We start from the raw sequence: 23,839 nt of genomic DNA, 5'->3' as shown, positions 1-23,839 counted from the left end.
GGGTTTTCATAGAATAACCGGGCCGTTCTGGAGTTTCTCCAGAATTAGCTGGCGAGCCTGGTTGAGCCATTGTTCGGCTTCTTCGGGGGTGCTCAGGGTTTGACTGGGCAGTTTAAGCGGCTGGGCCTTGGGCCTGAGTTGTTGCTCGGCCTTGAGTCGGGCCTGGGCAAACTTTTCCGACAGGGCGGCGGTGAGGTTAGCCCAACTGGTGAGGGGCGTGCGCTGCAGGCTGGTCTGTACCTGCTGCACGGTACCCACCTGCACCTCTGGCGTACCCGAGAGCCCAGCTGCCTGAAGGATGCGATCTCGGTCATCCACCGACAGTTGCTGCCAGCTGGCCTGGGCTTCCAGTTCCGCCTGGAGGCTTTCGTACTGCTCCCGAAAAGTGGTCTGGGCCGCCAGCAGCTTCTGCCGCAGAATTTGGGTGAGTTGGTCGCAGAGGGGCTTTACCGGGTCGGGGGTTTGCAGCAGTAGCCGTCCATCTCGAATGGCCTCGGCCTCGGCCACCATGGGCTGCGCTTCGGGCACCGATTGGGCCAGGGCCGCCAGGTCTTCTAAGACCTGCCACTGGGGTAGGCGGTCTTGAATTTGCTGGGCTTTTTCCTGCCAGGCGGCGATATCGGCGGCCAGTTGGTCGCGGGCATTGTAGACCGCCTGGAGCTGTTCGTTGCCCGACCGCTGCAGTAAGTCTTGCACGTAGGCCGGGTTAGGACGCATGGGGCAGGGTGGGTCGCCCCCGGCATTGTGGGCCAGGTTTGCCACCTGCTGCAGGAAAATTCTTGCTTTTTCAGACTCTTCGTTGGGCTGGCAGGCAACGCCGATACTCTGAAACAGCTTTCGCAGGGCAATTTTTTGAGGAACGCTGATGGTAATTGCCTCAACCCGAAATTCGGTCTGGCCTACCTGGCGACGGTCGAGCTGTTTGTAGGTCACCGCCTGGCCGTTCTGGGTAGCCCGCATATGCTCACTCACCAGCAGCACATACAAACAGGCATCTATGGCATCTTTGGGCCAGCCGTAGGGGCTAATGCCAAAGTGCCGCAGGATGTCGTTGCCCCGCTTACCCGCCATCACAAAGTCAATAATTTCCTTACAGACGGGGTGCTGGTCACTTTCTCCGGCGTAGCTCACTTCTCGCAGGGCATCGCCATTGCCATCTCGGGCTCTGCGGAGAACGGTATCCCACTTGGGGCTATCGGCCTTATCAAACTCCCTAAACAGCCGCACCATCGAGGTTTGGGCAGCCTGTTCCAGGGTGGTTTCTAGCGTCAGGCCAAGAACTTCCTGACCACCCGCCTGGTAGACCTTAACGGCGTTGGTGAAGAGGTCGTCGAGGATGGTTGCGATCGCCTCTTCAGCGTTCTTCAGGCGAGTTTCCATGCCTACCCTGGCTTCTTCGCCTTCATTGGTGTTGGGGGTGCCTTTGGCGTTAATGGTTTCCCGAGCAGCCTTGGCAGTGATAATCTGCCGCTGTAGCTCATCTCCCCGGCGATTGGGGATAAACACAAAAATGGTGGGAGACTCAGACCCGGCAGTGCGGGCAGATGTCTCGAAGGCCTGGCTGTTTTCTTGCCAGCCATCCCGTATCCATACCGGAATCTCCTGATCGCTAGAAGGGGGAGCCTCCTGACCAAAGTGCAGCAGCAGCTTACGGGGTTCCTTACATAACCCCTGGGTCAGTTTAATTTTGTTGAGGCGGGCTTTGCACGCCGCTTCGATGCGCTCTGTACGGTTATCGGCAATAAGTTGGGGATTGTTGTTGGCTGCTCCCTCAAACTCGCGATATTTGGTATCCCAGGCGCTGCTCTCGCGGGTCTGGACCCGGAACTCTGCTTCGTGCTGCAAAAGCTGACCGCCATCCACTAACTCTTGCAGCAGGGTGGGCACCTGGTTGCGCAGGCCAGAACTGCCTTCGTTTAAGTCTTGCACCAGCAAATCCGCCAAAATTTCGGCGGTTGCCTTCACTCCCGAACTGGTGCTACTCTCCTGGGGTAACTTCCCGATTAAGAAGGCCAGGGCACAGAGGCGGGCTTTCAACTGGTCGCGGGGACTGCCCTGGTGGAGTTCCGCAATCATGTCGTGAATCTCGCGGGGTAGCACCGCCGTCTTCAGCAAATCCGTTGCCAGTTGGAAGTAGATAAAGTCGCCACCGACCACCCACCCCAGGGGTTTATCTGCCGTACTGCGGGTGGCTTCATAAACAATCTTAAGCTGGTTACGCAGCTGCCCCTGGGTACCGGCAGAGTCTACGGCCCGCAAAATACGCTCCCAAAAGCGGCGGCGGGAGGGCAGCAGAGGATAGTCGGGAACCAGATCTTTCTCGTCGTGGGAACCGCTGGCGATGCGCGTGTCAGACAGGTGGCGGGAGATTTCTCCCAGGTGGGTGGTCAGGTAGGTCTCCAGTTGGGGAATGTGGTCTGGCTTTTTGCGGAGGATGATTTGCCGAATTACCGTATCCACATCCTGGTCGGAGAGTTCGATGCTGATCTTAAAGCGGGCCTGGAGACGCTGGAGGGCAGGGGTACCCGACAGCGCCGTTTGACCGGTGGCCACGAACAGCAGTTGGCCTTTGAAGTGCTTACTGCATTCCTCTGTAATCTCCTGAATGGCGTAGGAGATATCGGTATCGTCGCCGATGTACTGCTGAACTTCGTCCAGGGCAATGAGCGTACAGGGAAACTGACCATCGCGAGAGAGGGCACTTTGAATGGCGGTGTTCATCTCATCGTCGGAAATATCGCTGACGTTGGGAAACTGCTCTTTCAGTAATGACGAAACCTGTTCAGCCGGGGTAGTAAAGCCAGGGAAACAGTTCACCAGTGCCTGTCCTACCAGGGGAGAGACATACATATTGGCCAGCTCTTTCTCCCAGACCTTACCGGCCTGTTCGATGTAGGCTTTGACCGCTTCCAGACAGTCGTTATCCCGCAGCCACATAACAAACCTGGCGCGGGGATATTGTTCTGGTAGCCCCACGGACTTAAAGACAATGCTCAACAACGCCAGCCGAACGCTACCCTTAGCGCTGGACCCTAGCGTCCCTGCGGCCGCATGGAGCCCGCCGCCCCGCCGCCCCGCAGTGGAGAGAGCCGTTAACAGGTCGGAGACTTCCGTATCCAGATCGGCCAGGTCGCGGGCCGTCGCCTGATCTTCCGGAAAGGTGAAGTTCACCCACAGTGCCCGCAACATTTTGACCAGGTGAGACTTACCACTGCCAAAGAAGCCGCTGACCCAAACCGCCGGTTGCTCTGGCTTGCCCAAATTATCCAGATAGCTTTCTAGAATGCGCCGCAGACCTGTGGCGTACTGCCCGTCACAGACAAAGGTATTCAGCTCATAGCGCAGGGTCCGGCGTTCTTCCTCAGTAACAGAGTCCTGGACTTCGGCCACCCCGTTATTGAGCAGCTCCTGGTTATAAGGGTCTGTGACGTAGACTTCTTTGTTTAGCGTAGCGACCATTGCGACTTTTCTCTATTTCAAGACGTAATTGGCACGGCCAGGTAGTTCCAGCCGTCACGGGCATCTAAGAAGCGATAATTTTTGTCCTCGTAATCTCCAGGGAAAAACAGCAGCAACCTTCCCCGCACGTTGGACTGCAGTTTGCTAACTAGCTCAGAGATTTGCAAAAAGCCAAACAACCCGCCCAGGCCCGATAGAGCAACCACCGTACTACTATCTACGGTATCTGCCGTCAACATCTGGACAAGCTGCTGAATCAGATGCTCCTGAAACTCAGGCATGAGCATCTCTAGGTCTTCTGGTGTCTGGAAGTAGCTCTCTTTATAGTCTTCCTGGGCCATCCATTCCGGAAAGGCGTTGGTCAGGTCCCGGTGAGCCCATCCATGCTCCGCCTGTTTGGTACACAGCTCAAATTCAGGAATTTTGTTACGCAGGGTGCGCTCATCGGCCTTGTCGTACACCACAAAGATCACCCGTTGGGTTCCCGACAGGTTCTCTTCCCACTTCAGTGAGATATAGCTCTTATAGGACTGGATGAGTTTATCAACTCGACTCATAAAGACTTTATATTGAAGGTAAACCGTATCCAAGCCCAGAGTTGAAGTCTTCTGTGAAGGAAAACTACAGCTATCGAGCTGGCTTTAGGATGGACATCACATCATTAGAGTAGCCGTGCCAAACAATAGTTTGCCCAGTTATGGAAGTTACGATGCATCCTAAAATCAATGAAACAATACATCAGGAACCTGGGTGGATCTTAGCCATTGCTTGATACTAAGCAGAGAACCTGCAAAATTACTTCGTCTAACGACAAAAGACGTTAAGTAGATTTACTTACTGAAGCCACTTTTCCTCTTCGACTGTGAATAGGTTAGGCAGACTAATATCTATCATGTCGCCAATGCCGCGATACACCAGCCAGCCCCGGCGTGAAGCTTCCTGCACCAGCTGCTTGGCAACCGATGGGTTTAAGTCGAGCACCTTAATCCATTTCGTTTCCAACAAAAGTTGCCCGCGATGGCCCTCCAGGTAGCCGATGGCAACAGCATAGGCGACACTCGCCGGAGTCGCTTGGATGGCAGTGCGAATCTTCTGGGGCTGGCGATAGCCCGACAGGTGCCCAGATTGGGTCCAGGTAGACCGAATGTTGCGGGCGATGGAACTGAGGGTTTTCTCGCTGAAGCGGTGGGGATTTTGATCTGCGATCGCCTGCTCTACCGCCTGGGCACTCAAGGCTTCCCCAGGGACGGTCTCTAGTACTACGTCCATACTGGTGCGCAGCAGTGGGTCTCTGGCCAGGGCTGCCAATAGAGCAATTTGGGGCTGGGCCTGGTCTGCTAAGGCCCAGTAGTGGCGCATCAAACGAAAAAGAGGAATCTTGGGCTCCAGGCCATACAGCTCTGTTAGCTTCTGAGCCGTTAGCTTGCGAGACGATAGGGTGGGCTTGCCCAGAAGATTGTCTTCAATGATGGCGTCCTGGTAGGCCTGTTTAGCCGCATCAGCCGGAGTGCTGTTGAGGAGGGCCTGAAGCTCCGCAAACATCATGGTACGGCTGCTGTGGGTGCCCCGGAAGCCGTCACGAAACCCGATGCGATCTCGTGGCTCTTCAGACTTGGTGGATGAGGCATCTTTTTGAGGGACTGTCACAAGGGAAACCATAGTGAGCGGGTTGGGAGTAGAGCTATTATCAGATTGGGCTGGGAGGCGATGCTTCGAATATGAAAGGACTATTCAATCTATCGCGTGGTCTGGCCTTTGGGAAGCCATCACATGACGGTGAGTGCCTCTGTTTGCCCTTACTTCGAAGCAGCCCTATCAACGGCAACAGTGCCCTCATTAGAGACACCGTTATCGCGATGACTGAGTGTACTGAAATCGTCCACCCAGATGCCGCAGAGATAGGACTAGTCAAAAAAGCTCATAGAAGTCGCAGAGTGATACCAAATCGAGATTCCCTGCCGCTATTCCTTGGGAAGGTACTTTACGAGCGCTTTCATCACTTCACCAGGTTGAAACTGGAGAGAACGTTCAGCACAAGGGGCGGTAAGAAAATCAGTCCATTCGAAAATTTCGGCAAAGCCGAGTTGGTGCAGGGCCGCAACGATAGCGCTGACAGCTTGCTTGGAGCCGATGACCAGGATTTTGACGGGTTCTCGGTCAGGCTTGGGGTAGCTATGGAGCTTGAGCGTTAGCTCCAGGCGGACTTGCCCAGTCTCTACATCAGCTAAATCAGGATCGCTCGAAAGATAGGCTTGGGTCTGCATAGGACAATTTGTAAATGTCGACAGTCTGGATGTCGTTATAATAGTCGGCCAATCGGGTGCCGTCAACAGTTAGGCTCTCGTCTACCGAATGGTCATTTACTCGGTTATTGTCCTCTGACACCATGAGGTCATGGGAAAAGCAGGACAGGTACTCAGGCAGGTGCTTGAGGAGTATGAGGTGAGTCAATACAGCCTTGCTATGGCTCTCAATATTGAGCGCAACAGCGTTTACCGATGGGCGAATGAGAAACGTGACCCGTCGGCTGAGACAGTGTTGGACATTGTCAGAGCCCTGAAAGAGCTAAACCCAGAAGCTGCGAAAGCCTTTGTAGAGCGGTATTTAGGCAATGAAGTGAAGGACATCTAAATTGTGCCAGCTTGGCTACATTGCTTAATCGGATCAGTGCCAAAAGTGACATTTAGAACGTCCCAATCTTTGATGAAGGCTGGGATTTAGCGCTCTAACCCCTTGGCAAGATTAGGCGATCGCTGAGATTGCCCCAGCTGAAGCGACTGAATCGCCTGCACCTGCGCCACTGTACCACTGGCATACTGCTCAATGGTTTGAAGCGGCACATGCTTTACATCCAGTTGAAATCGAGCATATGGCCCCTGCTGCAGGAGCTGAGACACTGCATTCACATTCTCTCCGGCACCCAAAGCCGCTGCGGTCACCTTCTGATCCAATTGAATGGCAGAGAGATCACTACCAACATAGTCTCGATACAGATCCGGGTAGCTTTGAATAGTCCCGGTGACGGCACAGGCATATTCCAGATAGCGCTGCTGCTGAACCGAGTTGACCACTGTTTGGGCGTACTGCAGCAGTCCAGGAATCGCGGCTTTCTTCTCCTCAGCCTCTAAGCCAACCGTTTGCTGTTGCGTAAACGGTCCCTGTGCCAGCAATTGAATTACCTGCCGAGGCGAACTACCATGCTGGAGCGCCGTTCTGGCCACCTCTTGATCCAACGCCTGAGCTGCATTAGGACTCCTCACATACCGCTGATACAGGTCTTCGTAGGACTTAACCCCTCTGGCCGAACTTTTGGCCAGAGTAAAATACTGCTCGCGAACCTGCTTTCCCTTCTCAGAACCGGGAGTTTTTGGCAAATGGGCGTCACTCATAGGACATCAGTAAACTCATCCAGTAGGTCAATATCCACAGGAGCGACAGTCCCGGCCTGAGGGGGAGCAAATGAAGGAGTAACACTGGAGGATTCCTCCGCTGCAGCGACAGAGGCAGAGGACACCAGCGCCTCATTCGCCGAACTGGTCGGGCCTACCCCTAGACCAAACTTCTCCCTCAAATGTTGAATTTGAGCCTCCATTTGCCAGATCGACTGCTGCGCCAACTCCTTGAGTTCATCTTCCGAGTACTCCCCTGCCGCTTCATAGGCGAAGGGTAACCAAAAAGCCCGAGTGGCAGTGGCCGCCTTCTCTTTGCCGTTGTAGGTATCGTGGATCAGCCAGGAATAGGTGATGCCGTTGGGGGAAGTGCGATCGGGCTCAAAGATGAATCGCACTCGGGGCTTACTTTTTGAAGTCTGCTTACCTGGAGATGAACTTTGGGGTTGGCGTGATCTAGCCATAGCTATCCTAAAAGACCGGTCGAGAAAGATGGAAAACGCAGGACTTATCAGGGAAAGCACCAATGATATGCCGTTATCCTAGCTCAAGTCGGTTGATTTGCGCTGAAAAAGTGCTGAGTTTTATCGAGTAGTGTTATCAAGCAGCAGAGTAACGCTGAATTGATGCGATCGCAGAAAACACCAGGTTCTGTGGACGCGCCTGCTATTGGGGTAAATTTGGGGTAAGGTATAGAGGCACTCGGCTAAAAGTACTGCAAATCCGTGGTTTACAGAGGTCTGCAAAGCTTCCGAACTCTCTATTCATCTGGACTATACATCTAGTCCTCTATCTTCAGACCATTCAAGAGAATGTTCACTGGGTTGAAGAAGAGAGCTCGCAACCTCATCGCAAGACAACGAAACATTTCGAGTCAAATCTTTACCCATACCGCTTGAAAAATACCTCTCTTTGAGTCTCCTATGCCTTGGCTCATATAGGTTTTCATTGTCATTAAGTTATGTATTGTTGGATATTTTGGGGCTTTCTTTGACTTTTTCAGAGTCAGTTCAATGAATTTGAAAGGATTGTGCAACAACTACATTTATTTTGATAAATGAACATTTCGTCCCTCTGTCGTTGTCTAACTTGACGGTCTATCTTTCAAGTAAAGCAGAGTATTACTTTTACCCATAAAGTATGACTTCTGACTGCTCTTGGTAGACTTGGTCTCACCTCGGCCAATTAGTAGTGCTCTGTTTGATGTCAAATAAACCCAAGCGGAGGGTTGACCATGCAAGAGCCTCTGATTCCCCACCATGAGCTAGAGCGTCTAGTTGAAATCAAAGTCAGGCAGGTCCTCTCCGAAATGCTTGGTTTGAATGAGGCCAAGCAAGAGCCAGAGTATCTGCCCATTGCCAAAGCCGTTAAGGCTCTGGGCTACGACAGCCCCAGCCAAATCTACAAAGATATGGACTCGGGGCTGTTGAGAGTCGGCAAGAGCAAAGAAGTAGAAGATCGTCGTCGGCCTGGTCGGCAAAAGGCTCGCTACTACATCAACATTCCCCTGGCCAAAAAGCGGCTAGCCGAAGACCCCAGCCGACGACGACTCATTTAGCCTCTGGGGAAGAAGGTCCTTTTGCGATCGCATCCATATACGCCTGTCGCTGCTCAATAGCCGATAGCCAGCGGTGGTAAGTCTTATGGTGAACCGCCACAGAATGCCCCATTAGTTTTGCTGCCACCGTTTCCGGTAACCGAAATTTGACCGCTGCTCGCAATGCCCAGGCATGGCGCAGGTCATAGGGAACGAAGGGCACATTGTATCGTCTGAATTGTTTACAACACCGATCACCGTACTGCTGAAACGTCTGACAGGAAAGCTTCGGAGGTTTCATCTCCTCAAGATTCCACTTTTTTACCCAGTCTGGATAAAGGGCTGAAGCAATGCGCTCATCGGTTTTTCCGTCCAGCACCTTCAGGGTCAACGGATCTTCGAACTCACAGAACCAGGCTTCATGGGGCCTCAAGCCGAAGGTCGCCAGCATCCCAAAGATCCATTGCCAATTTTGATTCGGAATCTTATCTCTCCAGGTGCTAATCAACTCGTCGCTGGGTAAGTCACGGGCCTTATCGGGTTGGTTGTAGTGCCCCTGGTAGGCCTTCAAATTAATCTCCAGATTTAAGAACTCCGCCAACCGCTGCAGCATTCGACTAGACCGTTTCCGCTTACGGGAGTCCGGTTGGGAGTCCAAGGCAACGGTCAGCAGCATTTCTGGGGTGAGGGCCTTATCCTGAGGCAGTTGCTTGAACACCTGTAGCCAGTGGCGCTCCCAGGTGGCTTCGGTAATTTGGTGGGTCGAAAACCAGTGCTTTTTGAATGCCTCAATGGCTTCTGCCCCTTTTCGCTCATTGGGCGGCGTAATGTCTATCCAGTCTTCCCATCGAAAGGTTTTCAGCGCCAACTGGGAGCCTAATAGCTTTGCTTCGTTTTCGGCTCGCTTGAGTCCATCCAGGCTAGCGGGTAAGCCAGTACGGAGATCATACTGCTGAGGATCCACATGGTTGCTTCCTGGCTTTGGTGGCAGGGTCGCTCGCATAAAGATAGAGTCTCGCCTGGTTCTCAAGGTCACTCTGACCTTGGCTGTCTTGAGCCGGGTATTGGCTGCCTTCAGGGCCGTGTCAAAATCTTTGGCCATCGGTTTTGTTCCCTAAATGTTCCCTACTTTTCTGGCCAAAATTAGGGAAATCCGGATAAAAAGGGATTCACCGCTTCTGTCAAGCGATTCCCGAAAAGCTTTGAAATAACGGATTTTGAGGAACAGGGTTGGCGGGATTCGAACCCACGACCTACCGCTTAGGAGGCGGTTGCTCTATCCTGCTGAGCTACAACCCCAAACTAGTGGCTATTTTACACTGCCAGGCAAGCCACTGGTAGAGCAGCGGCGATGGGCTATAGTCATAGGCGCGATGGGGCAATCCCCGTCTAAATAGCCCTAGGGATGAACCATGGATAACGTTTGGGATACGGTACTGGCCTTTGCTAAAGATATCACTGGGGATGTAGGCGACAAGCTGCTGGTTGACTTTGGCCAGGTGCAGGGGGATGTGAAAGCGGACGGTAGCCTGGTCACCCGCTGCGATCGCTGGGCTGACGAAACCCTACGGTTGGCTATCCAGCAGCAGTTTCCGGACCATGGGGTGCTCAGCGAAGAAGTCGAACATATTTTCCCCGCCACCGACTGGTGCTGGATTATTGACCCCATCGACGGTACCACCAACTTTACCCGGGGCATTCCCGTCTGGGGCATTTCCCTGGGGCTGCTGTACCGGGGGGTGCCAGTATTTGGCTATGTGGCCATGCCCCCTCTGGGGCAGGACTTTTATGGCTATTGGCCAGGGGAGAGCGGACTAGAAATGCCCACCGGGGCCTACTGCAATGGACGACCGATGCACCCTAGCGATGCCGCCCCCGGCCAAAACCAGTTCTTTAGCCTCTGTGCCCGCAGTACCCACCTGCTTGCCAACCCCTTTCCCTGCAAGATTCGGATGTTGGGGTCGGCGGCCTACAATTTGCTGATTGTGGGGGCTGGCTGGGCGATCGGGGCCGTGGAAGCCACCCCCAAAATTTGGGACATTGCCGCTGTTTGGGCGATTGTTCAGGCTGCTGGGGCCACCTGGGTGGCCCTCGACGATCAGGTTATTTTCCCTCTGGTGGTGGGGCAAAACTATGGTGATCGCCCCTACCCCACCCTGGTCACCGCCCAGGGCCACTGGGTCGAGACGTTTCGGCCTCTAGTGCAGGGAGTAGCTAAACCCTAGCGCCCCTACTGGTGGGCCTAAGGAACAATCACGGCGCGATCGCCCACTTGAATACCTGCGCCTTGAATAATCGTACCCGTTTGAAAGCCATCGCGGATACCCGATTGAGCATAACCTCTATTAGGATTCTGGCACCAGTTCGGTATTGACTTCGTTTACGGGGCGGCGGCGCAGATCTACCGATTCTGAGCGGGGTAGCAGATCAAATACCTCTCGCATCACATCGTCAATGGCCTCATAGGAGACAATCCCGACTTCGTTAAACACCAGTTCCCCATCGGCGTTAAAGATCAACGTCTGGGGTACCGCATTGTGAAAGTAGTAACCCGGTTCAGTCGGCTCGTAGGTATCTTTGACCGGAATTGAATCGGCCATCACCGGAATGAAGTTGGCCACCCGTCCATAGGGGGCTTGCAGTTGCGAAATCACCGACGAGAATATCTTACAGTCGCGGCTATCGTCCACATAAATCACCATCAGGGCAGGCTTGCCGTACTTAAGCGACTGTTCTAAGTTGACCCGAGGCGGCACCAAAGAGCCATTGCCCGCATACAGGGCGAAGATATTGCCATCGTAATTATCGTCGTTCAGCCCCGCCAGGGCGGCCGGTTGCCCCCCCAACCCTAGCCACAGCAGCAGCGTTACCATCCCTAACCCCAAGCCCAGACGGCACCGGGCCGCGAATGGGGCGATTGGGATTGTCCAGGTTTTTACTAATGTCCTAAGCCACCGCTGCATGACGTTACGCTCTCGATTGTTACTCCATAGGGCCGCTAAAATCAGACCCTAGTCTATTAGGCCACAGAATGGCCCCACCCTTAGGGGCAGATACAGGAATTGGTCTGGTAGCACCCGATTAATTTTGATCCACTCGGAAGCCCTGAACAATGTCACCCATTGCGCTTTCATTGGTTTCCCAGCGATTGTCAGCGGTCCACACTACAACCTGGTAGTAGTGGTCGTCTAGCTCCAGGGTCGTGTGCAAATAAGCCACCGCTTGCCCTAGTACCTCCCCCCGCAGCTCATACTGAACCGCTGGTAGGGAATTAACCTGATTGACGTTGGTTTGGGTTTCACCAGAGAGGGTATTGTCAAATTCTCCCTTTAGCAGTTGCAGGTAAAGGGTGGCCTGTTCTTCTAGATCAGCAGCCGCATTGTCCAGAGCCTCGCGGCTTTCCCCCAAGACGATTAAATACATCCCCTGGTCGGGGTGATAAGCTTCTAAGTCAGCCTGTCGGTGCAATGAACCGGTTGGCGCTGGTTGCCAGCCATCCCTGAGGCGCAGCTGTACTGGCAGCATTTTGCTAACCAGATCGCGATGACGCAGCGATCGCGATACATATTGATTCTCCATCGACACTGCGCTGCCACCAAACGGGTTCGGCAGCCCTAGGGTATTACATCCCGTCAGGCCGATCGCCACCACCCATAGGGGAATCCCAAACCGAGCCATGCCTGGCCAATACCTGGTAGCTGCATATAACCTTAGATTGTCTGCTGGCTTTTTGCCCTCTAGCCCAGTCATGCTGACACCCCTTGTGGTTGGCTGCGTTGCAGCCTGGTAGGAAGAATTGTCCTAAGGGTAGCAACAGTCCTGCCAATTCAGGCCGTCCTCCCATATGCTATGAAAAGTGTTTTTGGTGAATAAAGTACCCCCATGTTACGAGCTGGCATTGTTGGCCTCCCCAACGTTGGAAAATCAACCCTGTTTAATGCCGTGGTGGCCAACGCCAAGGCCCAAGCCGCCAATTTTCCGTTTTGCACCATTGAGCCCAATGTCGGCGTGGTGGCGGTACCCGATGGTCGCTTACAGGTGCTGGCGGAGCTCTCTAGTTCGGCCGACATCACTCCAGCCCGGGTGGAATTTGTCGACATTGCTGGCCTAGTGCAGGGGGCCAGCCAGGGGGAAGGGCTGGGCAATCAGTTTTTGGCCAATATTCGTGAAGTCGATGCGATCGTCCACGTGGTGCGCTGCTTTGAGGATGACGACATCATCCATGTCTCTGGCTCTATCGACCCGGCGCGTGACATTGAGGTAATCAACCTGGAGTTGGCCCTGGCAGATCTAGCCCAGTTGGAACGGCGTATTGAGCGGGTGCGCAAATTGGCCCGGGCTGACAAAGAGGCCCAGGCAGAACTGGCCGTTTTAGAAAAGTTTCTGCCGGTGCTGAATGACGGTAAAACCGCCCGTCAGGTAGAGCTTGACCCAGAAGAGGAAGCCATGATCAAATCCCTCGGATTGCTGACCCGCAAACCGGTGATCTACGCTACCAATGTGTCAGAAGACGACCTCGCTACCGGCAACGCCTGGGTTGAGCAAGTCAAAGCCCTGGCCGCAGCAGAAAATGCTGAAGTGGTGGTGATTTCGGCCCAGGTGGAGGCCGAGCTGGTAGAGCTTAGCGACGCTGAACGCCAGGATTTTCTAGAATCCCTCGGTGTAGATCAGGGAGGGCTCAAGACCCTGATCCGGGCCACCTACGACTTACTGGGACTGCGCACCTACTTTACCACCGGCCCTAAGGAAACCCGCGCCTGGACAATCAAAGCGGGGATGGTGGCACCCCAGGCGGCAGGGGTGATTCACACGGACTTTGAGCGGGGCTTTATTCGGGCAGAGACCGTGGCCTATGATGCATTAGTGACTGCAGGATCCATGACCACCGCTAAGGAAAAAGGCCAGGTGCGCAGTGAGGGCAAGGACTATGTGGTGCAAGAAGGAGACGTGATGCTGTTTCGCTTCAACGTCTAATGCTCAGAAGTAATATTGCAGACGGGTGGTCTCCCCCCAAAAAACTATCTACAATTTGTTCCAATGGGGCTTATGGGGCAAACAGCCAATCAGGGTCGGCTCGCTTAGTTTTAGGTTTGTAGGTATTTCACTAGGCACTTAACACTGTGGCACCACCGCTTCAGCACCATCCACAGCTCCGCAAAGCGATCCGCTATTTCCAGGGAGTCCCCCCCTGGGCACTGCTGTCGCTGGTTTTAAATGGCCTGTTGTTCGTTACGGTGTTGGTCACCCTGCGGCAGCTTAGCCTCAGCTCCCAGACGGTGTTGTCTCAGTCCAATGCCTTTGCTTCAGATCTAGATGGGAGCACCACCACCGTTGCACCTGAACTGGGCCAGCGCCATACCCTGGACTACCAGCAATGGGTGGCCCTACTGCAAGCGGAAGCCGAGGCGGCTGAGGCGATCAATGCTCCGCGCCAAACGGTGCTGCTGGGGGATTCATTAACCCTGTGGTTCCCCCCAGAGATGCTGCCGGGGCGCAAAACCTGGCTCAACCAGGCAATTTCGGGGGAAAATTCCAGCGGTCTGCGCAACCGCATTCACCTACTCGACAACAATACCCTAGAGGCCGCCTTTATTATGGTGGGCATTAATGACTTGATCTGGGGTGGATCTGACGCTGATCTGGTTTACAACATTCGTCGTATCGTTGGCGACTTGCAGCAGGCCCATCCTGAGCTGCGGATCGTAGTGCAATCTGTCTTGCCCCACGGCGGAGCGCGCGCTAGCTGGGAAGGGCGCGATCGCCTAGCGGATATTCCCCCTGGGCAGATCCAGGCGATTAATCAACAATTGAGATTGTTGGCGGTGGAAATGGGGGTGGAATTTTTGGACCTCTATCCCCTGTTTGCCGATGGGGACGGCTACCTGCGCCCGGATCTATCCACCGATGGCCTGCACCTGAATCAGGAAGGATATCGCGTCTGGCGCACGGCCCTAGCGTTGATCAATGAAACTGATTTTCAGCCGTAGAACCCAAGTCAAATCAGCAAACGCCGAACGCTAGCCGAAATCCACTCGCTAACGAACACCGTCAAAAACACCACCAGCAAAATCATGCTGACCTGGCTCCAGCGCAGGATGTTAATCGACGCCTGGAGCTGGATGCCGATGCCCCCGGCCCCCACCAGACCCACCACGGTGGACTCGCGGATGTTGATGTCCCAACGATAGACGCTGACGCCAAAAATGCTGGGCATCACCTGGGGCCAAAAGCCGTAGCTCAGCACCTGGGCGGCGCTAGCTCCGGTGGCGGCCACTGCCTCCACCGGGTTAGGGTCGATTTCTTCAATCGCTTCGTAGAACAGCTTGCCGGTAAAGCCAATGGAGCGCAGGCCAATGGCTAGAATTCCGGCTAGCACCCCTGGCCCCAGCACCACTACCAGCAGCAGCGCCCAGATCAGGGAGTTGACGGAACGAGAGCCGACAATCACCAACAGGGCAATGTAGCGGACGATGGGGTGGGGCGTTGTATTTCGGGCTGCCAAAAAAGCCGTAGGGATGGCCACAGCAACCCCCAGCAAGGTTCCCAATGTCGCGATATTGAGGGTATCCCACAGGGGCTGCCACAGGGTGTTGAGATAGCCCCAGTTGGGCGGAATCCCCCGGGCGATCATATGGCTGGCCTGCTCCGGGGCATCGGCTACAAAGCTCCAGTTGGTATTGTCGGCAATGATCTGCCAGCAGAACAGCACCACCGCCGCCCCCACCAGCCAACCCAGCCAGCTCAAGAGTGCCTGGGTGCGATCGCGCTTTTGCCAGACTTTCTCACTGCCTTTCTCTAAAACAGGCATTACTGCAACCTCTGCCGAACCGCACTAGACACCAATTCCGTCGCCATCACCAGGGCAATAATCAGCAGCAAAATTGCTGACGCCGTGTTGTACTCGTATCGCTGGATCGACGTATTCAGGGTGGCCCCAATCCCCCCAGCCCCGACAATGCCAATCACCGCCGACTCCCGCAGGTTGATGTCAAACCGGTAAAGCGATAGCCCCACCAGCCGAGGCAGCACCTGGGGCAGCACACCATAGGTCAACATCTGCATCCAGGACGCCCCGGTGGCGCGAATCGCCTCCACCTGGGCCGCGTCGATTTCCTCGATATTTTCTGCCAGTAGCTTCGAGACAAACCCGACGCTGCCAAACACCAGGGTCATCACCCCGGCCAGCGGCCCAAACCCCAGCATCACCACAAACAAAATGGCGATGATCACCTCCTGAAAGGTGCGAGACAGAGCGATCACCAGGCGGCAGACCAAATAAACCGGTAGGGGCACCAAGTTGCGGGCACCGCCAATGCCAATGGGCACCGAAATCACCACACCAATGGCTGTTGCCACCACCGTCATCACTAAACTTTCGATCAGACCACTGATGATGTTGTCGCGGCGGCTGAAAAAATCAGGCTGCACGAAACCCACCAAAATCTGCCCTCCCCGCTCCATGCCCCGGGCAATCCGTCCCGGGTTCACGTCCACAGAGAGTAACGCCAGCACCAGGTAGATGATGCCGCCAATCAGCAAACCCCAGCGGATCCAGGGGTTTTCAATCAAGTTCGGGGGCGACCACTGCCGCCCAGGCAGGGTAGTTTGAGTCATGACTGGCGCTCCCCGGCAGTGCCCGCCAACGCCGGGGACTCATCCGCTTCTGACTCGCGCTCAGGATTCCAGTCTTCTTCCCCATAGATTTGGGTCAGGGCCCGCTCGGTCAGGCCACTGGGGGGGCCGTCATAGACAATTTCCCCTGCCTGCAGGCCGACAATCCGCTGGGAAAACTGCTGGGCCAAGGGCACATCGTGAATGTTGACGATGACGGAGAGACCCCGCTCTTGGGCTAACTCGCAGATTAGCCGCATGATTTGGCGAGCGGTTTTGGGATCGAGGCTGGCCGTGGGCTCGTCCACCAGCAGAATATTGGGATTTTGCAATAGGGCCCGGGCAATGCCCACCCGCTGCCGCTGACCGCCGGAGAGGGCGTCGGCTCGCTTGTCGGGGAACTGACCTAGACCCACCCGCTCTAGCAGCCGAAAGGCTTCGTCCACGGTGCCCTGGGGAAACTTACGGAACCAGCTTTGCCAAAAATTGACGTAGCCGAGCTGCCCCGACAGCACATTTTCCATTACGGTCAGCCGCTCAACCAGGGCATATTCCTGAAAGATCATGGCCATTCGTCGCCGGGCTCGCCGCAGTTGGGCCGACCCCAGACGAGTTAGCTCTAATTCGTTCAGGTAAATTTGGCCGCTGGTGGGCTCAACCAAACGGTTGATGCAGCGAATTAGGGTACTTTTACCCGCGCCAGACGGGCCAATCAGGGCCATAACCTGACCGTCAGGCACGTCTAGGTTGACCGATTGCAGGGCAATATCCCCAGTGGGATAACGTTTGGTGAGGGACTGAATACGGAGCATGGGACACAGTGGGGTGACAGCAAGGGCGTAACCAAAGGCAGTGGGCCGAAACTCGTTAGGCACAAAACCCGCTAATAGAACCGATACAAAAACAATGGGCAGCCCTAAGTTAGGGCTGCCCATACTCCTGGAGGAGGCTAGTTCAGGGTGTATTCAACGCCCTGGATGTCGTTGATTTCGCGAATCACCTGCCAGTATTCTTCGTAGGTGATTTCCATGAACTGGGCTTCCCCAGGCTCCTCTTCATCACCGCCGAACTCTTCCTCTAGGCCGGTGCCGCTCCAGTCAAAGGTAAAGAAGGCTTCTTTAACCAGTTCAGCTAGCTCCGGGTCAAGGTTGTAGACGTAGCCGTAGCCGGTGGTAGGGAAGGTCTCAGAGGTGTAGACCACTTTAAGGGCATCGCAGTCGGCAGCACCCCGGGCACACATCCGGTTTTTGACTGAGTTTGCGATCGCAGCCGCTTCATAGTCCCCGTTCTGCACCCCCAGGATGGAGTTGTCGTGGGCACCGGAGAAGGCGGTTTCAAAGTCTTGATCGGCAATCAGTCCGGTCTCGCCTTCCAGCAGGGCTGAAGGAGCCTGGAAGCCAGAGTTGGAGGTGGGAGACGTGAAGGCCAGTTGGCGCCCTTCGAGGTCTTCTAGGCTGTCGATATCGCTATCGACCTGGGTGATGATTTCCATCTCATAGCCAAAGCTGCCGTCTTCTGCCGCCATGATGGCGAAGGGACGGAAGCCTGCCAGGTTGACGGCGTAGGGCACACCGCCCGTGTTCACCCCAGCCACATGGAGTCGCCCTGCCCGCAAAGCTTCATACTGAGCCGCGTTGGAATCCACGGCAAAGAACTCTACGTTTTTGCCGGTGACGTCTTCCATGTGCTCGATGAACTCGGCCCACACATCTTCGTAAACCGCCGGGTCTTCCACCGGGGTGTAGGCGAACACCAGGGTGTCAGGGTTCACGAACTCTGAGGGATCCGTAGGCGGGTCGGCAATCAGGTCGCCATCTTCATCACAGAAGCGCTCGTCCATGGTGTCGGGACGGCTGCATTCCACCTCGGCGGCGGGGGCATCGCCATTGGCCGTGGCATCACCTGCCGCCATGTCTGGCCCGTCTGAGGCACAGGCTACGGCAAAGGTCGTAATCGCCAGCAAAGAAACATAGAGAGATAGCTTGCGCCAACTGAACTTAAACATCGTTCCAGCTTGGGTAGAGAGTCATTACGATTTCTTCACAACCCTACCGGCCTCGATTTAAGCTGAGGTCAATTTCACCTTAATTCTGCTTTAAGGCAAATATAGTCTTGGACCCAAATGCGTCGATCTAAACCAAATCCAAGTCCAGATCTGGACTTGGTATATCTATCCCGTCGAGTCAAGTTAAGAATTTCAGCCCGGCGGGTCCAGGATCGGCTTCAGGTCTCATAATTTGAAAGATTCCCTAACAGGCAGACTATGGCTGACGATCGAGAGTCCCTAATTCGATTACAGCTCGATCTGTCCTCTGATCAGCCCGAATTGTTAGCAGGGCTCGATGCTTGGCTGGCCTTGGGGTTAATCAGTGATGCTCAAGTGCGCAGGCTGAGCCAAGACCACCTCACCTGTGCCGTGGTACTGCCAGCGGCGGCGGCATCGTCGACCCCGCCGATTACCGACTTTCTCCCTCCCGATACGTCCCGACCGCGATCGCCCCGGCCCCAGCTTCGCCTGCCCCCTCGATCATCGGCCCCATCATCGGCCCCATTCACTGCACCCACCCCGGCCCCAGCTGCCGCCGAATCAACCCCGGCTCCCCCGTCTCCAGTTAACCGCTGGACCCGCCGCCTGATGAGCGAACTGAGTGTGGTGTGGTTACTGGGGTTGGGGGTATTTTTGGTGGTGCTGTCTTCAGCGGTGCTAGCCGCGACCCAGTGGGTTCGGTTTAATGCCATTGGCCAGTACCTGGTGCTGTTGGCCTATACCCTCTTGTTTTGGGGGGCCGGGCTCTGGTGCGGTCGCAACTCTCAACTACAACTGACGGCCAAAACCTTGCAGATGATTACCCTGCTGCTCTTGCCCTTAAACTTTTGGGCCATGGATGGGTTGGGGGTATGGTCTGCTGGCGGTGGCTGGTTGATCGGCACTATGGCGGCTGGATTGCTCACCTGGGTGGCGTTGCAAGTGTTCCGCCAGCGGCAAAGCCCTGGCCATGACCAGATCAACCTGCTGGGGCTGGCCTACTTACAGAGCGGCTGGGGCTTAAGCTGGATGTCCATAGCGGCGGTCTATGGCGGTGCCCTGGGTAGCGCGGCGATTACGATCTATGGTCAGAGGCAGCGTTCTCAGTCGGGGCGTTGGTCTCAGCTGACGGTGATTTTTGCCCTGGGGTTGTTGCTGGTCAGGGCCTTGGCGATCACCAACGCCAACCAACTGGGACAGTTTAGCCTGGCCTTTGGGCTCTATGGTGCCACCTGGGTTTACCTGGGTCAGCGACAACTGGCCCTGGATTCCTCCAGCACTTCCACCGATCTAGCCACAGAGGCTAACCTCCAAACCATGGCCCGGACTAGCGATCGCTGGGCGATCGCCATTGGTCGGGGGCTGCTGCTGGGGGGGTGGCTCTTGGCGATTGGGGCGACCAATTATCCCCAAGCCTTTGCGATCAGCCTACTGGGCTTAGGCCTACGGCTGCAAGCCCTGGGGCAATGGGGCAAACGACGAGACCTGCTGGTGGCCTACAGCATTGCCGTGCAGTTGGCCTTTGTGGGCTGGCAACTGGTGCCCTACGCCATACGCCAGGGTTGGCTGCGATCGCTGGCGACCCTCTTCAACATCACCGGTAGCCACGAGGTACTACTGGGCTTATCCCTATTTCCCTATGTGATCCTTGCGGTAGCGGTGGCCGATCGATATCTGCGGCGGGGGCAGCCAACCTTAGGACGCTTCAGTGACGGTATGGCTCTCGGAACTAACGCCCTACTGACGCTGATTAGCCTGGCCAATGGCCCCGTGCTGGTGATCAACCTGATCGCGTCTACCATCACCGCTCTGGTGGCCACCCTACGCCGTTCCCCCCTGGCCCTGGGGCGGATTCTCACCACCTATGGCCTGGGGTTGCTGACGGTGATCGTGGCCCTGGACCAGCGCTGGCCCCGGCTTCCCCTAGAGCGCTGGATGATGGTGATGGTGGCCCTGGCGGTGCTGGCCCTGGGGCTGAGCCGGGCCTTACCCAGGTTATGGGGGAAAGGGGCCTGGTGGTACGGTCTAGGGCTATCGGCTCTGGCCTATACCCTGCTCGGGGCGCACTTGATCGAGCGGGGCTGGCAGTCAGACCTCAGCTGGCTGGGATTGGTGATTCCAGTGGTCTTCACCCTGCTGGGCCACTATCCCCTGAGCCTGTTGGCCACTGGCCTGGCCCTACCCCTTACCCTGGGTCTACCCTGGACTCGCCTTGGGGGGCTGGTCGCCGCCACTGGCTTGACTGGGGTCAACAGTGTTTACTACCGTCAACGACGGATTCCAGCCCTCACCCTGGGGATGGCTCTGGGAGCCGTCATTAGCTTTGTGGCCGACTGGCTACCGGGCTTTCCGCGCCATGGAGCCGACTGGAGCCTGGTGATGGTCGGGTTGATAGCGGCCCTGTGGTTAGCCTGGCGGATGCTCTCTAGGGTTGGGCCAGCGGGCTCTTTGGCGGATGACTACCGCCGGGCCAGTGACCACTGGGGCCATGGGTTGACTCTGGGCTGGCTATGGGCCATGACAATTGTGGTTGGCGGCACCTACGGGGGCTGGCGATCGCCGCTGCCGATGGTGGTGCTATCTCTGGGGGCCTGGTTGCTGGTGCTGGGGGGGCGCTATGGGGGGCAGATTCGCCCCGTGGCAGTTTACCTGGCTGGCTGGGGTATCCAATTACTGCTGGCGGAAGGGTTAGCCTGGCACCACACCACAGCGGTGGCGCTGGCGGTACCCACCCTGGGGCTAGGAGCAAGCGCCTTACTCTTGAGTATCCAACTCCAGCGGCGGCGGCCTGACCTGGGCTTGGCCTGTGAGCGGTTGACCCTGGGTTACGGGGGGCTGGCCCTACTCCTACGGCTCTATACCAGTACCCCCTGGACTGGCTGGCTGGTGGTGGTGGCCTCCCTGCTGTTGCTAGACCTGGGCCGGCGGCGACCCCAACCGCTGTGGCGCTGGCTAGCCCTGGGGGGGCTATCGGTAGGTTGGTTTGAGCTGGTACTGTACCCCATGCTGCGCGCCCCTGGAGGAGCCGCAGCGGATGGACTGATTGTGCTGGCAGGGGTCGCCGCATTGATTATGGCGGTGTATCGGGTGTCAGCCCGCAGGCTGGCTCTCCTGGGATTGCCCCCCCTAGAGCTGATTTGGGCGGCCCATATGCACTGGCTGGTGGGCAGCTTGCTGCTGTTGGCCGCTGGGGTGCTGACTGGGTTTGGCGGCGTTAGCCTGGGATGGCTGGCGGTGGCGATCGCCACCCTGCTGATGCTCTACGCCCTGGCCCAAGGACGCCTAACTCCTGCTGCGGGGTTGCAGCAGGCCTGGGTGTATGCCGGACTGGCTGAGCTGGTGGGCTGGTTTACCCTAGTGCGTCTGATGTTTCCGTCCCTGGCGGTGCTAGACCCCTGGTGGGGAGTGGTGGCTTGCGGGGTAGCCGTACCCCTCTATTGGCTGCCCTGGGCCAACCAGGGTTGGCCTCAAAAACCCTGGCGCGTGATGGCGGTCGGTACTCCCTTGGCGATCGCTGGGCTTACGGGGGGCTTAGGCCACATCCCCACCCTCTGGGTGTTGGTGGGGTTCTATGGCTGGGTGGCCTGGCATAGTCATCGCCTGCGGGTGTCTTATCTATCGGTCGTTTGCGCTGTGGGGGCCATTTGGCTCTGGCTTGACAGCCGGGGGATCGACGACAGCCTTGCCCAAGTGTTGCCCCTGGGGTTGGCCCTGCTCTATGTTGCCCAGGTAGAACCGACCTTGCAAACGGCACAGGGGCGTTCCAGCCGCCACTGGCTGAGGGTGCTGGCCACTGCCCTGATTTTACTGACTGCTCTGTTTTCCTCCGGTTGGGGAGGACTGTCTGTGGGGGTGATGGGGTTAGGGGCTATCGGGGCAGGACTGTGGCTGCGCATCCGAGCCTTTCTCTACACTGGCACCCTGGTGTTTACCCTCAACGCCCTGCATCAATTGATTCTGTTGAATGCCACCTATCCGTTGATTAAGTGGATAGTCGGTATTCTAGTTGGCATCGCCCTGATTTGGATCGCCGCCGACTTTGAGCGTCGCCGCGACCAGTGGTTACAGCTGACCCAAACCTGGAGCCAAGACTTAGACCAGTGGCAGTAAGGGCAGAGCTGAAGGCAGAAGGATGAAGGCAGAAGGATGTAGGGCGCAGTCCGTGCGAAGCAGGCAGAAGGATGTAGGGCGCAGTCCGTGCGAAGCAGGCAGAAGGATGAAGGCAGCAGCTCTCGTAGGGTGGGAATTGCCCACCACTTGGTAGAAAGTTTCATAAAGTCACCTAAAGGCAGAAGGGCGTAAGATTTTGCCGGTGTGTAGCGGGCAGACGGTCGTAGAGATTAAACCTTTCAAAAGCTGAGCCAGCCTTGGGTAAAAGCCGATTATGGTTGGGGAGAGAAAATTATCCTGCTCTACTCAAACGCCTATGTCCCTTTATCCATCCCAGTCGCCCCAGCTACAGCCTCTGGCGATCGCCCCAGAATACCTGGAAGCCTACGCCGAACAAGATGCTCAGATGGGGAAGCCTAACCCCCGCTTTAAGCAGTCTTCGATCTATTGCAATCGCTACCTAACCATCCGGGCTGACCTGGTCGGTCCCGAGGGGTTCACCGACGCCGAGTGGGATCTCACCATCTTTTAGAGCATCGGTTCAGTTCACCGAGAATTAGTCATGTCACACCGGTAATTTTACGGAATTACCACCTGATTAATCTGTCCGCTGTTTGGCTGAATTCAGTAGATACCTCGACGTCGCTGCCCCTATCCCCGGCGACAATAGGATTAATTCTGGAGGAGAGAGGCAGCACGGGTTCTATGGTTCACTTGGGGGCATTTGGGCCATAGTTCATCGCTGTCAAGAACGTATCCTCACAGGTAAATATGTCTGACTCCAGGGGGCTTTTTGGGGTCAGACATTTTTATTTTGGGCGGATGGTGCCTAGAGCCTGGAACACCAGTACAGATTCCAGGGTTCTTGGGCTTTTGACGACGAATGAAGGACCGATTACTCCCTGTTTAACTCAGAGCCTCCAGTAATTGTTGCTTGGCACTTTCCAGAGCTGCCGGTAGCTGGCTGGTATCCCGTCCGCCCGCCTGGGCCAGGGCGACGACGCCAGCATCATCGAAGACGGTCGCACCCGCGCCGAGGGGATTCGGGCACTGGCGAATACCTGGAGCGCCGCCAGAGACCATGCCCGCGAAATCTTCCTATTCCAGCCGCTGCAAACCTGGTGGCCACGGTGCCCGATGTGGAGGTGGCGTCGATTGTGCCGTCGGCCACTGGTTCTGAGTGGGGACTGAGGGAGGGGTGGGACTGATCAACCTGTAGAGGGCGTGTGTAGGCTCAGCGACGAATCCACTTGGTGAGAATGCGCATGGGCTGCCTGGTGGTGGGGGCGAGCTGTAGTTTGCTCCAGGCGCGGGGTTCGGCAAAGCCGATGTGGTGCAGGTGGGCGATAATGAGTTCCATGCCGCTGGCGGTGCCGAGTAGTATGACCCGCACGGGCTCACGGGGGTCGGCGGGCGCTGGGCCAGGCAGGTCGCCAGAGGGGAGCTGCTCGTAGAATTCGCTATGGGGGATGACGTTTGACATGGTGATGTGATGAATAAGGGGCTGGGAGGATCCAGATCCCAGGTTTTTTGAAAAACCCTGGGATCTTTTGCCACAAGAATCTCTACGCAGGGTGCGAAACCCTCCGCAAAATGGGAAACTGTGAAACCAAGTCGCCGTGAAAAAAGCGGCTCTTCCGACCTAGACATGGGAAAGAGGCTCTGAGGGCGAGAAGTGGAGAGAGAAAGAAACGCTAGGAAGGGGTG

Annotated in this window: 22 protein-coding genes and 1 tRNA gene; 7 read left to right on the top strand and 16 right to left on the bottom strand. The window is 56.2% G+C overall.

What is annotated here, in order from left to right:
- Nucleotides 1-6 precede the first annotated feature (6 nt).
- The 4 genes from brxC to E1H13_RS12410 all read right to left on the bottom strand — a co-directional run bounded on the left by brxC (nt 7) and on the right by E1H13_RS12410 (nt 5,723).
- Nucleotides 7-3,459: a BREX system P-loop protein BrxC gene (brxC, locus tag E1H13_RS12425; protein WP_169613736.1), complete on the bottom strand. Its 3,453-nt coding sequence runs from the start codon at nt 3,457-3,459 to the stop codon at nt 7-9.
- 17 nt (nt 3,460-3,476) lie between these two features.
- Complete coding sequence (locus E1H13_RS12420; RefSeq protein WP_169613735.1) at nt 3,477-4,016, bottom strand: BREX protein BrxB domain-containing protein; 540 nt, start codon at nt 4,014-4,016, stop codon at nt 3,477-3,479.
- A 277-nt stretch (nt 4,017-4,293) separates the two neighbouring features.
- Nucleotides 4,294-5,118 (bottom strand): hypothetical protein, encoded by an 825-nt coding sequence (locus E1H13_RS12415; protein WP_169613734.1) that lies wholly within the window; start codon nt 5,116-5,118, stop codon nt 4,294-4,296.
- A 302-nt stretch (nt 5,119-5,420) separates the two neighbouring features.
- Nucleotides 5,421-5,723, bottom strand: coding sequence for a hypothetical protein (locus E1H13_RS12410; protein ID WP_169613733.1), 303 nt, complete (start codon nt 5,721-5,723; stop codon nt 5,421-5,423).
- A gap of 130 nt (nt 5,724-5,853) precedes the next feature.
- On the opposite strand from E1H13_RS12410, the gene E1H13_RS12405 reads away from it, so the two are divergent.
- Complete coding sequence (locus E1H13_RS12405) at nt 5,854-6,090, top strand: helix-turn-helix transcriptional regulator (RefSeq protein WP_169613732.1); 237 nt, start codon at nt 5,854-5,856, stop codon at nt 6,088-6,090.
- An 86-nt stretch (nt 6,091-6,176) separates the two neighbouring features.
- Here the strand turns inward: E1H13_RS12405 and E1H13_RS12400 are convergent, their stop codons facing one another.
- Nucleotides 6,177-6,848: a hypothetical protein gene (locus E1H13_RS12400; protein ID WP_169613731.1), complete on the bottom strand. Its 672-nt coding sequence runs from the start codon at nt 6,846-6,848 to the stop codon at nt 6,177-6,179.
- On the bottom strand, nt 6,845-7,312 hold the full coding sequence (locus tag E1H13_RS27255) for a hypothetical protein (protein ID WP_240966608.1): 468 nt from the start codon (nt 7,310-7,312) through the stop codon (nt 6,845-6,847). The genes E1H13_RS12400 and E1H13_RS27255 overlap by 4 nt, the downstream gene beginning before the upstream one ends.
- 770 nt (nt 7,313-8,082) lie before the next feature.
- Between E1H13_RS27255 and E1H13_RS12390 the strand changes: the two genes are divergently transcribed.
- Nucleotides 8,083-8,406, top strand: a complete 324-nt coding sequence (locus tag E1H13_RS12390; protein ID WP_169613730.1) for a hypothetical protein — start codon at nt 8,083-8,085, stop codon at nt 8,404-8,406.
- On the opposite strand, the gene E1H13_RS12385 is transcribed toward E1H13_RS12390, so the two are convergent.
- Nucleotides 8,399-9,487, bottom strand: a complete 1,089-nt coding sequence (locus E1H13_RS12385; protein WP_169613729.1) for a hypothetical protein — start codon at nt 9,485-9,487, stop codon at nt 8,399-8,401. The genes E1H13_RS12390 and E1H13_RS12385 overlap by 8 nt on opposite strands.
- Before the next feature lie 123 nt (nt 9,488-9,610).
- Nucleotides 9,611-9,684 (bottom strand) — tRNA-Arg (locus E1H13_RS12380).
- Between the two features lie 113 nt (nt 9,685-9,797).
- Between E1H13_RS12380 and E1H13_RS12375 the strand changes: the two genes are divergently transcribed.
- Nucleotides 9,798-10,610 carry an inositol monophosphatase family protein gene (locus tag E1H13_RS12375; protein ID WP_169613728.1) on the top strand — a complete coding sequence of 271 codons (813 nt, stop codon included), beginning with the start codon at nt 9,798-9,800 and terminating at the stop codon, nt 10,608-10,610.
- Between the two features lie 120 nt (nt 10,611-10,730).
- Here E1H13_RS12375 and E1H13_RS12370 read toward each other — a convergent pair whose 3' ends face one another.
- Nucleotides 10,731-11,258, bottom strand: coding sequence for a thylakoid membrane photosystem I accumulation factor (locus E1H13_RS12370; RefSeq protein WP_169613727.1), 528 nt, complete (start codon nt 11,256-11,258; stop codon nt 10,731-10,733).
- A gap of 208 nt (nt 11,259-11,466) precedes the next feature.
- Complete coding sequence (locus E1H13_RS12365) at nt 11,467-12,063, bottom strand: hypothetical protein (protein WP_169613726.1); 597 nt, start codon at nt 12,061-12,063, stop codon at nt 11,467-11,469.
- A 204-nt stretch (nt 12,064-12,267) separates the two neighbouring features.
- On the opposite strand from E1H13_RS12365, the gene ychF reads away from it, so the two are divergent.
- Nucleotides 12,268-13,359: a redox-regulated ATPase YchF gene (ychF, locus tag E1H13_RS12360; protein ID WP_169613725.1), complete on the top strand. Its 1,092-nt coding sequence runs from the start codon at nt 12,268-12,270 to the stop codon at nt 13,357-13,359.
- A 146-nt stretch (nt 13,360-13,505) separates the two neighbouring features.
- Nucleotides 13,506-14,372: a GDSL-type esterase/lipase family protein gene (locus E1H13_RS12355; protein ID WP_169613724.1), complete on the top strand. Its 867-nt coding sequence runs from the start codon at nt 13,506-13,508 to the stop codon at nt 14,370-14,372.
- A gap of 8 nt (nt 14,373-14,380) precedes the next feature.
- Here the strand turns inward: E1H13_RS12355 and phnE (E1H13_RS12350) are convergent, their stop codons facing one another.
- The 4 genes from phnE (E1H13_RS12350) to phnD form a co-directional block, all read right to left on the bottom strand.
- On the bottom strand, nt 14,381-15,193 hold the full coding sequence (phnE, locus tag E1H13_RS12350; RefSeq protein ID WP_169613723.1) for a phosphonate ABC transporter, permease protein PhnE: 813 nt from the start codon (nt 15,191-15,193) through the stop codon (nt 14,381-14,383).
- A complete protein-coding gene (gene phnE, locus E1H13_RS12345) occupies nt 15,193-15,999 on the bottom strand; it encodes a phosphonate ABC transporter, permease protein PhnE (protein ID WP_169613722.1) in 807 nt (268 codons plus the stop codon). The genes phnE (E1H13_RS12350) and phnE (E1H13_RS12345) overlap by 1 nt, the downstream gene beginning before the upstream one ends.
- A complete protein-coding gene (phnC, locus tag E1H13_RS12340; RefSeq protein WP_169613770.1) occupies nt 15,996-16,808 on the bottom strand; it encodes a phosphonate ABC transporter ATP-binding protein in 813 nt (270 codons plus the stop codon). Before phnC ends, phnE (E1H13_RS12345) begins: the two co-directional genes overlap by 4 nt.
- A gap of 137 nt (nt 16,809-16,945) precedes the next feature.
- Nucleotides 16,946-18,001 (bottom strand): phosphate/phosphite/phosphonate ABC transporter substrate-binding protein, encoded by a 1,056-nt coding sequence (phnD, locus tag E1H13_RS12335; protein WP_240966607.1) that lies wholly within the window; start codon nt 17,999-18,001, stop codon nt 16,946-16,948.
- Between the two features lie 258 nt (nt 18,002-18,259).
- Between phnD and E1H13_RS12330 the strand changes: the two genes are divergently transcribed.
- Both E1H13_RS12330 and E1H13_RS12325 read left to right on the top strand, forming a co-directional pair.
- Nucleotides 18,260-22,132, top strand: coding sequence for a hypothetical protein (locus E1H13_RS12330; protein ID WP_169613721.1), 3,873 nt, complete (start codon nt 18,260-18,262; stop codon nt 22,130-22,132).
- A 316-nt stretch (nt 22,133-22,448) separates the two neighbouring features.
- Nucleotides 22,449-22,664, top strand: coding sequence for a hypothetical protein (locus tag E1H13_RS12325; protein WP_169613720.1), 216 nt, complete (start codon nt 22,449-22,451; stop codon nt 22,662-22,664).
- Between the two features lie 374 nt (nt 22,665-23,038).
- Here E1H13_RS12325 and E1H13_RS12320 read toward each other — a convergent pair whose 3' ends face one another.
- Together E1H13_RS12320 and E1H13_RS12315 are read right to left on the bottom strand one after the other, a co-directional pair.
- Nucleotides 23,039-23,215 carry a hypothetical protein gene (locus tag E1H13_RS12320; protein ID WP_169613719.1) on the bottom strand — a complete coding sequence of 59 codons (177 nt, stop codon included), beginning with the start codon at nt 23,213-23,215 and terminating at the stop codon, nt 23,039-23,041.
- A gap of 151 nt (nt 23,216-23,366) precedes the next feature.
- Nucleotides 23,367-23,615: a hypothetical protein gene (locus E1H13_RS12315; RefSeq protein WP_169613718.1), complete on the bottom strand. Its 249-nt coding sequence runs from the start codon at nt 23,613-23,615 to the stop codon at nt 23,367-23,369.
- Between the last annotated feature and the right edge of the window lie 224 nt (nt 23,616-23,839).

Origin of the sequence: Nodosilinea sp. P-1105, assembly GCF_012911975.1 — a bacterium.
In the GTDB taxonomy this organism is placed as follows: Bacteria; Cyanobacteriota; Cyanobacteriia; order Phormidesmidales; family Phormidesmidaceae; genus Nodosilinea.
Note: the sequence above shows the minus strand (reverse complement) of the source record. Positions and strands in the feature narration are given on the sequence as shown.